A 12,146-nucleotide genomic window follows, 5' to 3' on the forward strand; every position below is an offset into this window, starting at 1 on the left:
CACCAGCAGGTCTTCCAGCGGACGCCAGGTCAGGCCGAACTTGGAGTTCAGCGTGTTACCGAAGTTGCTGTAATCGGAGTAACGGGTTGCCGCGTTGAAGGTCAGTTCCTTGGCAAACGCAACATCGCTCAGCAGCGGCACGTTCAACTCAAGGTAGACCTCGTCCAGCGAGTACTGACCCTGCGTGGTCTTGGCACCCAGGCCGGTGCTCTCGCCCGACTGCGCAAATGCGTCCGGAGAGAAGCGACCTTCTTCCTTACGGTGCTCGTAGCCCACCGCGATACCCAGATCGCCAGCCGGCATCTCGACAATCGAACCCGACAGGTTGGCGGTGAAGCTGGTGGTCTTGGTCAGACCGGTGTCGGTGAAGGTCGGGAACAGGAATTCCTGCAGCGCCGGGTCGGCGAGCGAGCCCTGACCTGCAACGTTGTACGGCAGCAGCGGGTTCCACGGACGGCAAGCCGACAGCGAGACCGGGTCAGCAGCGGTACCGCACTGCGCAACGCCTTGGCCGTTGATGAACGACGGACCCAGCGCCTGACGCGACGCAATCAGGCTCATGTCGCCGCGGCTACGCTTGGTGTTCTCGTTGCGGTTCCACAACGCGCCCACGTCCCAATCCCAGGTCTTGCCACCGAGATCGAAGTAACCGCTCAAGGTCGGCGCAAAACGCAGCGTCTTCAGCTGGTTTTCGCTGGCGCGCGGCACTTCCCACAGACGACGACGGAAATCGACGTCCTGGCCGATCGGGTTGAACGCGCTACCGGCTTCCAGCGGCGTACCGAATGCGCCGGACTGATACGGGTAACCCGCGATCTGGCCGTCGGTGGTGCGCTCGTTGTAGGCGATGTCGGCGTTGAAGGTGATCGCGTCGGCAACGTCGTAGTTGACGTTCGCAAACACCGACTTACGCTCGATGCCGGTCTGCACCATCATCTGCTGGTTCGAGTTGGCGTACTCAGCCGGCGTCAGCGGGTGGTAGTCAGCGGGATTGTTCGGGTTGCCGCCGGCATTGAGCGTCTGCCACACCGCGGCATCCGGGTCAGCGCAGTCGACCTGCAGCGGGTTGCACCACGAACCGTTCTGGCTGATCGGGCTCCAGCTGTTCGGGGTCGAGTTGGGACCACGCGAACCGTCGCGGCTGAACCAGCGGTTCTTGGCGAACACCGGATCCTGCTTGGAGTATTCGGCCGACAGCGTCACACCGCCACGCTCGCCCTGCGTACCCACAGTGAAGGAGTACTGGGTGGTATCGCCGTCGCCCTGGCCGAACTGGCCGAACTGCACGCTGGCTTCAGCGCCGTCGAAGCGCTTACGGGTGATCACGTTGACGACACCGGCAATGGCGTCGGAACCGTAGATCGACGAGGCGCCGTCCTTCAGCACTTCGATACGCTCGATCGCTGCCATCGGGATCTGGCTGAGATCCTGCAGGCCGGAGGTCGATGCACCCAGACGCTTGCCGTTCACCAGCACCAACGTACGCTGCGCGCCGAGGTTACGCAGGTCGACGTAGTAACCGCCCACGTCTTCGCCCGACGACAGTGCGTCGGCGCGCGAGATGGCCGGCGAGCCCGCCGAGGTCAGGTTCTGCAGCACGTCGGCGACCGACGTCAGGCCTTGCTTCTCCAGCGCCTGGCGGTCCAGCGTCAGAATCGGCTGCTGGGTTTCGACGTCCGCGCTACGGATGCGCGAGCCGGTGATCTCGATACGGTCCAGCGTGGTGGTCGACTCTTGCGCGGCGGCAAATGCCGGCGTCAACGCGATCGCAATACCGGCGGGCAACAGGCCCAGCCGCACTGCGGAGGTGCGAAGGTTCATCAATCTCTCCAGGGTTCGTTAGTGGCGCGTTAAGCGCCCCTGTGCAAATTACGTTTGCGTGAACGCCGTCGCTTTGCGCGTCACGTTCCGTGGCTTTGCCGAATCTGGCGGATTTGCTGCTTGGTCGCGGTAATGCGAAGCGGAAACGCCGAATCGCGCACGAAATGCACGCGCGAAGCTGCAGCAGTTGTCGAAGCCGCTGGCGGCCGCAACCTCACCGATCATCATCGAGGTATCGCGCAGCAGGTCCGACGCGCGTTCCAGACGCAAGCGTGCCGACAGCGCCTGCGGACTTTCCTCATACAGGCTCTGGAAGGTCTTGGAGACATACCAACTGGAGAAGTTGGTCAGTTGCGCCAGCTCGCTGATGCGCACCACGCGGTCGCTGTTGCCTTCCAGATACAGACGCGCCCGCTGCATCCGCCCGAACACCTGACGGCGACGGCTACGCGAGCGGCCCGGGCAGCGCTGTTCCTGTTCGACGAATTCGCGCTGCATGCCGGCCAGATGCAGCAGCAGCGGCCGGGCCGAAGCGCTACCGCTCTGTGCGGCGGCATTGCGCCACAGCCGCAATGCAATGCGCAGGTCGCTGCGCGCAAGATGGCTGCGGCCGGGATACAACGTGGCGTCGGTCAGCTCGGCCAGCGACTGCAGGCTGCCACCATCCAGGCTGACGCCGACGCAGACGGCACTGCGGTCGGCCTGCACCGTGGGATGGGAATCCTTGTCGAAGGCGATCCAGTCACCTGCATGCAGGCGGAAACGGCCTTCCTTGGCTTCCACCCAGGAACGGCCGCGCAGCTGCACCCACAACGTAAAGGTCGCCGCCACCGTGCGCAGGCTGCCGAGCCGCGCAACTGCCAGACAAGTGGTCGGCGTGTGCTCGCCAGCACCGTCGATGGAAAGTGCAACGCCACGATCGGCAGTGATGACCTGTTGCATGCTGGCAGCCCGCTGTACAAAAGAGCGCACAGTGTTTTGCCGAATCTGGCGGCAGTCAGGATGTTTTGCCGAAGGTGTCCCGAAATAGCCACGAAGAGATTCCGAAGAATTTACGAAGCCTATTTGTTCAATTTGAACAACAGGTTGGAGACGATGCCGAGCGAGGTGACAGGTGTTGCGGGTAGCGGCATGAAGGCAATGGCGCTGCCATCTTCCTCAGCGAGCGACACATACATCGCGCCACTGCGCTGATCGATGCTGAAGCCATTGATGGCGGTGTACTTGGCAACATCCATGCACTGGCCCTGCTGCCCACTGCGCAGTTCACTGTCATGCGTGGAGCACGCGTCCGTGGACGACAGGTAATGCACCTGTGCATGCGCACCCGGCGCCCAACTGCGGTAACGCCAGCGCGAAGGCTGCGTGCGATCGATCGGCTGCAAGGTGTCGGCGGCCAGCGACGGCGCGATGCGCCACAGTCCGCCAGTGGACAAGCGCGTGAACAACACCTCGCCTGAGGCGCGGTCCAGACGCAGCTGCGAGACATCAGGCAAGACGCTCAGCATGCGCCAGGGTTGCGTGCGGCGGTCATAGACGGTGGCGGAGGTTCGCCCGTCGTCCGAAGCCGCAACCACCAGCAGTTGATTGGGGTCTGGCAGATAGATCGCCTGCAAAGGACGCGTCTGCGGCACCGCCAGCCGCGTGACCTTGCCGTTGTTAGGGGTGACTTCGTAGATGCCACGGTGGCCGGTCGCGTCGGTGCCGGTCACCAGCGCGTGCTGCGAATCGGCCGACCAATCCGCGGCCTGCCGGCTGTCCGGGCGCAATCCTTCAAGCAGACGTACCGAGCCGGGCTTGGTGACATCGCCCCACCACAGGCCATAGGCACCGGAACGATTGGAGGTGAACAACAGTTGCTGGCCATCCGGTGCAATCATCGGTTGGTCGTCGCGGCCGTTGGACGGAAACAGACGACGTCGCAGGTAACCGCCGTTCATGGGGTCGCGGACCACCTGATACAGGCCAAACTGTGGCTTGCGCTGCACGAACACCGCGTGCGTGCCGGCCACATCCGGTGCCTGTGCGTCGTCCACGCCAAGATCGTGCAGGCTACGGTCGTGCAACTCCAGCCGGTACAGCCGCGCTTCGCTATCCACGCGCCGCCCGAAGATCACCCCACTGCTGTCCGGCAGCCAGCTCCAGCCGCGGATCTCGGCAATGTCGTCGGTCAACCGTTCCGGGGTGCCCCCCTGCGCAGGCATGCGCCACAGGTCGCCCATCTGCGGGTTACGCATGAACACGATCCACGCACCGTCGGGTGAATACCGCGGCATGTAATCGAAGTCGTCCGGGTGCGCGCTGTACGCCAGCGTCTGCCATTGCCCGGTTTCAAGCTCCAGGCGACGGATGCGCCGCGCGCCATTGGCACCGGTCATGGTGCCGAACAACAAGGCGCGCCCGTCCGGCGACCAGCTGAAACTCAGCATGTCCGCGCCATCGCACCGCACAACCTCGTGGGCCGCGGCCTGGCCGTTGGCGGCGGCAATCATGATGCGGCAGCTGCCATCTGCGCCATCACGCTCGAATGCGATCGCGCGGCCATCCGGCGACCACGCCGGAAGCCGGTCGGCCGCCCCGGGGCCCGGAGTGTCGAGCACGCGCGGATACGCGTTATTGGTGGTCTTGACCAGGATCGAAGTCCCGGGGCGGTCGTTGACCAGGGACGCGTACGCCACCATGGCGCCGTCCGGCGACAGGCTGGGCGTGAGGTCGAAGCCGCCACCGGCGGTGATCACCTGGTACGGGCGCTTGGGGCTGCCCACTACCGTGCCGACCGACACTGCGCCGGTGCTGGATGCATGCTGCCACAAGGTTTTTGCCGCCAACCCCAACACCACCAGCAAGGCGACGCAGGCTAATGCCAGCGCCACGCCACGGCGCCGGGCACGTGGCAGCTGAGCGCTCGCAGCGGGCTGTGCCGGGCTCGCATCAATAGCGCTACCGATCAGCACGTGTGCGCTGGCGCTGTCTTCCCTCTGCGCGTTGCCGTTCGCACTTGCCTGTGACTGCGCAGAGTCCGTGGGCGCCGCATTTGCACCAGCACGGTCAACGGTCTCCGGCGTCTCCCACGTCACTGGCGCCAGCAAGCGGTACCCGGTCTTTGCGATGGTCTCGATATGCGCGGAGCGTACGCTGCCATCGCTGGCAAGCGCCTTGCGCACCTGGGTAATGGCCTGCGTCACCACATCGTTGGTCGGCAGCGTGTCCGGCCAGACCTCGGCCAGCAGCTGCTCGCGCGTCACCACCTGCCCCTGCTGCCGGGCAAGCGCCAGCAACACTGACAACGCCTTGGGCGCCAGTCGCGGGGTGCGCTTTGCACCGGGAACATGCACTTCGCGCGAGGCCACATCGACCGTGCAGACACCGACGCGCAGCCGGCCCATGGACGATGAAGGGATGGAGGAAGAACTCATGGGCAACAAAGACACACACGCCGGCAAGGACAACAAGACCAATCACGCACACTGCGCGAGACGCCAAATTCAGCAAAGCACGACAACCAACTGTGTCATGCATCCAATTGGTGCAAATTTTACGCTATGCACCGTTGCTTCCTATGACAGGCGGCGACGTCAGGCTCTCTCTCTCGCCGAAGAATTCAAACAATTACGACGTACCCTTCGCGCCTCTGGCGCGATTTTTTTATCTGCGATTCAGCTAGACGCGTCGAATTTGCTTGGATTTCGTGCCTCGACGCGAAAAATTTTTCCGACGGCACTTGCGATGCAAGCGCCAATATGTACAGTTCAAAACTGAACTTTTCTTAAGCGGCCACAGCAATCCGCTGCAGCCGCGTGCCCGCTCCCGCGGTTACGACGCCCGATACACCTGTGCGCCCTGTGCCACAAATTCTCCAGACTTCTCCTGCATGCCCGCCTCCAGCGCATGGTCCTCGCTGATGCCGTGCTCAGCCGCGTAGTCGCGCACATCCTGGGTAATCTTCATCGAACAGAAGTGCGGGCCGCACATCGAGCAGAAGTGCGCCAGCTTGTGGGCGTCCTTGGGCAGGGTCTCGTCGTGGAACTCCTTGGCTTTCTCCGGATCCAGACCGAGATGGAACTGGTCGTCCCAGCGGAACTCGAAGCGCGCCTTGCTCAAGGCGTTGTCACGCACCTGCGCACCGGGATGGCCCTTGGCGAGGTCGGCCGCATGCGCGGCGATCTTGTAGGCCATGATCCCATCGCGCACATCCTGGCGCTTGGGCAGGCCCAGGTGTTCCTTGGGGGTGACATAGCAGAGCATGGCGGTGCCGAACCAGCCGATCATCGCCGCACCGATGGCGCTTGTGATGTGATCGTAACCGGGTGCGATATCGGTGGTGAGCGGGCCCAGCGTATAGAACGGCGCCTCGCCGCACTCGCGCAGTTGCTTGTCCATGTTCTCCTTGATCAGCTGCATCGGCACATGGCCTGGCCCTTCGATCATGGTCTGCACGTCGTGCTTCCAGGCGAGCTTGGTCAACTCGCCAAGCGTCTCCAGCTCACCGAACTGGGCCGCGTCGTTGGCATCGGCAATGCAGCCCGGGCGCAAGCCATCGCCCAGCGAAAATGCCACGTCGTAGGCCTTCATGATTTCGCAGATGTCTTCGAAGTGCGTGTAGAGAAAGTTTTCCTTGTGATGTGCCAGACACCACTTCGCCAGGATCGAACCGCCACGCGACACGATGCCGGTGACACGCCGGGCCGTGAGCGGGACATAACGCAGCAGCACGCCCGCGTGGATGGTGAAGTAGTCCACACCCTGCTCGGCCTGCTCGATCAAGGTGTCGCGAAAGATCTCCCAGGTGAGCTCTTCCGCACGGCCGTCGACCTTTTCCAGTGCCTGGTAAATCGGCACGGTGCCGATCGGTACCGGCGAATTGCGAATGATCCACTCACGCGTCTCATGGATGTGCTTGCCGGTCGACAGGTCCATCACCGTGTCGCCGCCCCAACGGATCGACCACACCAGTTTTTCCACCTCTTCGGCAATGCCAGACGACACCGCACTGTTGCCGATGTTGGCGTTGATCTTGGTCAGGAAGTTGCGGCCGATGATCATCGGCTCGCTTTCCGGATGGTTGATGTTATTGGGCAAAATTGCACGGCCGCGCGCGATCTCCTCGCGTACGAACTCCGGGGTGATGCGCTGCTGGATTGCCGCACCGAAGGCTTCGCCCGGGTGCTGCTTGCGCAACACCGCATCGGTGACCGCTTCCAGCCGCTGGTTTTCGCGAATGGCAACGAACTCCATCTCCGGGGTGATGATGCCGCGGCGCGCGTAATGCATCTGCGTCACATTGGCACCGCTGCGCGCCACGCGTGGCAACCGTCGCGACGGGAAGCGCACTGCATCCAGCCGCGCATCATGCTCGCGACCACGACCGAAGCTGGAACTCAGTGCGTCCAGTGGCAGCGTGTCGCCACGTTCGGCAATCCAGTCGGCACGCAACGGCGCAAGGCCGGCAGCGAGATCGATCGCCGCCTGCGGATCGGTGTAGGGGCCGGAGGTGTCGTAGACACTCAGTGGCGGGTTGTCCTGCCCGCCGAACAGCGTCGGCGTGCGGGTCAGCACGATCTCGCGCATCGGCACCTGAAGATCTGCACGCGAGCCTTGCACGAAGATCTTGCGGGAACCGGGAATCGGCTGGGTCACAGCTGCCGAGAGCGTCTGGGTCTGTTGCAGCAAAACGGTGGGCGCGGCATTCATTGGCGTTCGTCCTGTGTGCTGAGAAGCCAGCACCAAGGGTGCTGGCGCTGCGAGGGGTCGCAGTGCGGACGAAGCGGCGGCGCTCAATGGCGCATACCCGTGCAGGCACGGAGCAGCGCATCTAACGAAGCTTCCCTACGCCGGTATGAGCCGGATCAGGTTCGAAGGGACTATCTCAACCGCAGCAGTGCTGTGGTACCCCCACTTCGGCGGCGATTAAACCACATCGCCGCACGGGCGACATGTGTCTGCGGCGGTCATCACGCGCGGCCCTGCTGCTGGATGACACCGGCAACTAGCACCACGTCGCCACCGTCACCTTCAATGCCATGCAGGTCCTGCCAGTGCCGTGGAACACCACCGCGGGCGTGGACGTCAACAACCTGTTCGATCGCGACTCGCCGGCGGTGCTCAGCGCCGTTACAAACTCGCTCGACTCAGCGTCCGTCTTCCCGGCCATTAACGCTGCCCGCACTACACCCAGCGCTTCTGATCGGACGGGCCGCATGACGCAGCTGGAACGCTGCGTGTCTCTCGCAAAGCCGCCGCGTTCATGCCACGGCCGACAAGCGACGCGCATCGTGCAATGCAACACGCAATCGACGGCATCCACCGGCATTTGCACGGCACGCCATAGCGCTAGCCTGCCCGCATTACAACAAGAAACCAGCTCTCTCTCCCTGCCGCCGATCTTCGGTGGCTTTTTTTTGCCGTCCTACTTGTCACCACCCGGCTCGCTTAGCTATCGTTCAGCAAACAGGGGATGGATGACGCAAATGCAGGGAACGCAGAGGTGTGCCTGGGCGGCAGCAATGCTGTTGATGTGGATGGGCGGTCAGGCGTGGGCCGAGCCCGTGCCGCCGGCGGAGGCCTTCGTCGAGTCCGGCCCGATTTCCTCGCCATCGATGTCGCCGGACGGGAAACATCTGGCGGTGAGCGCCGATCTCGGCGAAGGCAGCTACGCCTTGGTGGTCTACCGGATTGCGGACATGCAATCCACCACCATGCTGCGCCTGCCGCGTTATGAGCTGCCGGTGCGGATTGCCTGGGTCAGTGACAGGCGGCTGGTCATCGGCAAGGGCCGCAAGCTCGGCTCGCTGGAAGAACCGCTGCCGATGGGCGAAATCATTGCCACCGATCTGGATGGCAGCAACCAGCGCTATGTCTACGGCTACCTGCAGAGCACCCGCAATGCCGGCCTGGAGCGCGGCTTCGGCTATATCGAAGGGTTGCCGGCCCATCCCAACGGCCACTTCTACATGCGTCGCCTGTCGCTGGATTCGCGCCACTCGATGCTCTACGACGTCGACACCACGACCACCACGCATCGGCTGATGGCCGACATCGGCGTGCCCGGCCTGCGCTTCGTGCTCGACAATGCCGGTGTCGCGCAGTACGCCTACGGCACCGATGACAACGACAATTCACTGTTGTACCGCCGTAACGGCAACGGTTGGGCAGCCCTGCAACAGGTGCAGGCAAGCTGGCGCCCATTCGCATTTGCCAGCCAGCCGGGCCGCGTGTACGGCTGGTACAACGACGCCGGTGGGCCTGCAGCGCTGGTGTCCAGCACGCTCGATGGCCAGCAACGCAGCGTGCTTGCAGCGGACCCGTTCTACACCGTGGACGACTTGCAGTGGGGGCCAATGCCGCAACCGCCGTTTGCGGCCAGGCTCGGGCCGGGAAAGCCGAAACTGCAGTACCTCGACGACAGCGCCGAAGCGCGACTGCACCGCAGCCTGAGTGAAACGCTGGCCGGCCAGTACGTGGATTTCATCAATTTCACCGAAGACGGCAACGGCCTCTTGCTGCACGCCTACAGCGATCGCAATGCCGGAGACTGGTACATCTTCAACCGCACGAGCAATACCCTCAAATTGGTCGTCAAGGCGCGCAACGCGCTGCAGCCGGCGCAGATGAGCGAACGGCGCATGGTGACCTTCCAGGCACGCGATGGTTTGACCCTGGACGGTGTGCTGACCGTACCGAACACTGCCGCCAAGGGCACGCCGTTGTCGATGATCCTGCTGCCGCACGGCGGCCCGCATGCCGACGGCGATGGCTGGGCGTTCGATACCGACGCGCAGTTCCTGGCCAGCCGCGGCTATCTGGTGTTGCAGGTCAACTACCGTGGCGGCCACGGCCGCGGCCACAACTTCGAGCGCGCCGGCTACCGGCAGTGGGGCGAACGCATCCAGGACGATCTGGTCGACGGCGTGCGCTGGGCGGTTGCGCAGGGGCTGGCCGATCAGTCACGCATCTGCAGCTACGGCGCCAGCTTTGGTGCGTATGCAGCGATGATGGTGCAGGTCAAGGCGCCAGAATTGTTCCGCTGCGCAGTTGGCCTGGCCGGCATCTACGATTTGCAGATGATGTACAGCAAGGGCGACATCAACCGCAGCGACTACGGCATCAATTATCTGGAACGCGCCATCGGCCGTGACGCCGCCGATCTTGCGGCGCATTCGCCGGTGAGCCTGGCCGACCGCATCAAGGTCCCGGTGTTGCTGGTACACGGCGAAGAAGACGAGCGTGCACCATTCGCGCAGGCCAAGAGCTTGCGTGCAGCATTGACGCGCAGTGGCAATGCACCGCAGTGGATGGCCGTCCCAAAAGAAGGGCACGGTTTCTACAAGGACGCCAATCAGATTGCCTTCTATCGCACGCTGGAACGTTTCCTTGCCGAGCAGCTGGGCAACGCCGCGCCTGCATCGCCCGCCAGCACGGCCTCTGCCGCGCCGCAGTAAGCGCGGTTGCAGTTACTCCAGCGTATAGCCCACGCGCAGGCCGCCCCAGTGCTTGCGGCCGACGAAGATCGGCGCGGACAGGTCGAACATGATCTGCCCGGTGTCGCGGCGATAGACCTGCAGGCGGTACGGGTCGGTATGCGCGCCGACACTGCGGCCGACACGGTCGGTGAACTTGCGCTTGGTGCGGTTGCCGACCAGGTCGCGTTTGGCATCGCCGGTCAGCGGCTGGGTGAAGCGCAGGTTGTGGGTGGGCACATAGCCGTCGGGATTGGCACAGATCGCAAAGACGATCCACGCGTGCGCATCCAGTAACGGTTCCTGCAAGGCAGGCAGAATCTGATCACAGACGCCATCGAACGCCGTACTGAACTTGGCCGGCTCCACGCCGGGAATAGGCGTGTAGGTACGCGCAAACAAGGCCGCTTCGTCGATCTGGCCGCGCGCGATAGCCTGCGCCAACGCGGTGCCGATGCGCCCGGCGGTGGCCACCGCCAGTTCCTTGACCCGCGCATGCCGTGGCACCTGCAACGGATCGGCCGGCAGCCGGAACAGGCCCACGCAGTCGCGCAGCGTTTCGGTGCCGCGCTCCAGCGCTTCGCTACGTTCGGCCACATGCGCGGCATGCTGCAGATTGCTGCGCCCCAGCGCCACCACGCCATCCACGGCGCTTTCGATGCCACGGATCTCGCCGTCCTGCGCCTGGATGCGACCGGCCACTGCGGTCATCGCGCCACTGGCACGCCCGAGCAGGCCGGTGATGCCGTCGAGCACGGCTTCGGTGCCGCGCGCGGAAGCGGCGCCTTCGCCGATGGCTGCGCTGGTTTCGGCCAGGATTGCGCGCACATCGCGCGCAGCCGCCGCAGCGCGTTCGGCCAAGCGGCGGATTTCGGTGGCGACCACCGCAAAGCCGCGTCCGGCATCGCCGGCGTGTGCGGCTTCGATGCTCGCGTTGATGGAAAGGATGTTGGTCTGGAAGGCGACCGAGTCGATGACTTCGATGACCTCGCCCGCGCGTGCGGCGCGCCGTTCCACTTCCTGCATCGCCTGGCCCAGCGCACGCGCCGCGGCCATGCCCTGGCGCGCGCTTTCATCCGCGCTACCGGCCAGCGTGATCACCTGCGCCAGCTCGGCGTTGACGTCATGCAGGTTGGTCGCCAGCCGTTCCACTGCGATGCGCGCACCATCGAGCGCTTCGGTCTGCGCCTGCGACTGGCGCACCATTTCGTCGTTCTCGGCCACCAGCGGCGGCACTTCGGCGGCGATCTGTACCGACAAGGCCACCGCCTGGCGGATCGCTTCGGCCAGATTGCCGAAACCCGCCTGTAGCCGGCGGCCCATCTCGGTTTCGGCCAGGCCAGCAGGAAGCAACAGTTCCAGCTCGCAGCCGGCCAGCGCCTGCGCGGTGCGTTCGAGCACCGTGCGGTCCTCGTGCTCGGCCTGCAGGCGGGCCACCAGCGGTTGCAGCAGTGGCGAGATCGGCACCGGGCGGCTGTCTTCGGCCAGACGTGTGGCCTCGCGCAGCAAGGTGGCGGTTTCCACGTGCGGCAAGGACAGCAGCCACCCGCCATGCACGCGGTCGCGCGTGTAGCGCACGCGGCGCGCCGGGTCATCGCCCGGAGCGGCCCACACGCCTTCTTCGCCGACCAGATCGGCTGCGTTCAAGCCCCACAGCAGCGTGGCGGGCGCGCCCTGCAGCTCGGCGGCGGTGATGCCCAGCACATCGAGCCCGGCGCGATTGCAGGCCACCAGGCACGCCTCGGCCGAAAGCCGCAACAAGGCGACCGGTGCATCGGGAAGCAGTGCTGCCTGCGCATGCGCCGGCAGATCGGACTGTTGCATCGAATTCATGGGATTCCTCCGAATCCATCGAACACGTTAGCGGCG

Annotated in this window: 7 protein-coding genes and 1 riboswitch; of the genes, 2 read left to right on the forward strand and 5 right to left on the reverse strand. The window is 64.5% G+C overall.

Annotation, left to right across the window (positions count from 1 at the left end; genetic code table 11):
- From ACD584_RS16790 to ACD584_RS16800, 3 genes are all read right to left on the reverse strand, one after another.
- Positions 1-1,821, reverse strand: a 1,821-nt coding sequence (locus ACD584_RS16790) for a TonB-dependent receptor plug domain-containing protein (protein ID WP_372357316.1), incomplete at its 3' end; no start/stop codon positions are given.
- 48 nt (positions 1,822-1,869) lie between these two features.
- Positions 1,870-2,763: an AraC family transcriptional regulator gene (locus ACD584_RS16795; RefSeq protein ID WP_076037142.1), complete on the reverse strand. Its 894-nt coding sequence runs from the start codon at positions 2,761-2,763 to the stop codon at positions 1,870-1,872.
- 119 nt (positions 2,764-2,882) lie between these two features.
- Entirely contained in the window at positions 2,883-5,237 is a 2,355-nt protein-coding gene (locus ACD584_RS16800) for a winged helix-turn-helix domain-containing protein (RefSeq protein ID WP_076037143.1), read from the reverse strand.
- Here ACD584_RS16800 and ACD584_RS16805 point away from each other — a divergent pair.
- Positions 5,236-5,580 (forward strand): hypothetical protein, encoded by a 345-nt coding sequence (locus ACD584_RS16805; RefSeq protein WP_139328392.1) that lies wholly within the window; start codon positions 5,236-5,238, stop codon positions 5,578-5,580. The two genes, ACD584_RS16800 and ACD584_RS16805, sit on opposite strands and share 2 nt — an antisense overlap.
- Before the next feature lie 54 nt (positions 5,581-5,634).
- On the opposite strand, the gene thiC is transcribed toward ACD584_RS16805, so the two are convergent.
- Entirely contained in the window at positions 5,635-7,512 is a 1,878-nt protein-coding gene (gene thiC, locus ACD584_RS16810; RefSeq protein ID WP_076037144.1) for a phosphomethylpyrimidine synthase ThiC, read from the reverse strand.
- A 114-nt stretch (positions 7,513-7,626) separates the two neighbouring features.
- A riboswitch (TPP riboswitch) is annotated at positions 7,627-7,725 on the reverse strand.
- Between the two features lie 599 nt (positions 7,726-8,324).
- On the opposite strand from thiC, the gene ACD584_RS16815 reads away from it, so the two are divergent.
- Positions 8,325-10,259, forward strand: coding sequence for a prolyl oligopeptidase family serine peptidase (locus ACD584_RS16815; RefSeq protein WP_228437977.1), 1,935 nt, complete (start codon positions 8,325-8,327; stop codon positions 10,257-10,259).
- A gap of 12 nt (positions 10,260-10,271) precedes the next feature.
- Here the strand turns inward: ACD584_RS16815 and ACD584_RS16820 are convergent, their stop codons facing one another.
- Entirely contained in the window at positions 10,272-12,110 is a 1,839-nt protein-coding gene (locus tag ACD584_RS16820) for a methyl-accepting chemotaxis protein (RefSeq protein WP_070689795.1), read from the reverse strand.
- Between the last annotated feature and the right edge of the window lie 36 nt (positions 12,111-12,146).

Source organism: Xanthomonas sp. NCPPB 2922 (genome assembly GCF_041520885.1).
In the GTDB taxonomy this organism is placed as follows: Bacteria; Pseudomonadota; Gammaproteobacteria; order Xanthomonadales; family Xanthomonadaceae; genus Xanthomonas; species Xanthomonas campestris.

What these genes read in the sequence shown, in the direction of transcription:
- thiC (WP_076037144.1), bottom strand. Translation starts at nt 7,512, where the DNA reads ATGAATGCCGCGCCCACCGTTTTGCTGCAACAGACCCAGACGCTCTCG.
- ACD584_RS16820 (WP_070689795.1), bottom strand. Translation starts at nt 12,110, where the DNA reads ATGAATTCGATGCAACAGTCCGATCTGCCGGCGCATGCGCAGGCAGCA.
- ACD584_RS16805 (WP_139328392.1), top strand. Translation starts at nt 5,236, where the DNA reads ATGGGCAACAAAGACACACACGCCGGCAAGGACAACAAGACCAATCAC.
- ACD584_RS16795 (WP_076037142.1), bottom strand. Translation starts at nt 2,763, where the DNA reads ATGCAACAGGTCATCACTGCCGATCGTGGCGTTGCACTTTCCATCGAC.
- ACD584_RS16800 (WP_076037143.1), bottom strand. Translation starts at nt 5,237, where the DNA reads ATGAGTTCTTCCTCCATCCCTTCATCGTCCATGGGCCGGCTGCGCGTC.
- ACD584_RS16815 (WP_228437977.1), top strand. Translation starts at nt 8,325, where the DNA reads ATGCTGTTGATGTGGATGGGCGGTCAGGCGTGGGCCGAGCCCGTGCCG.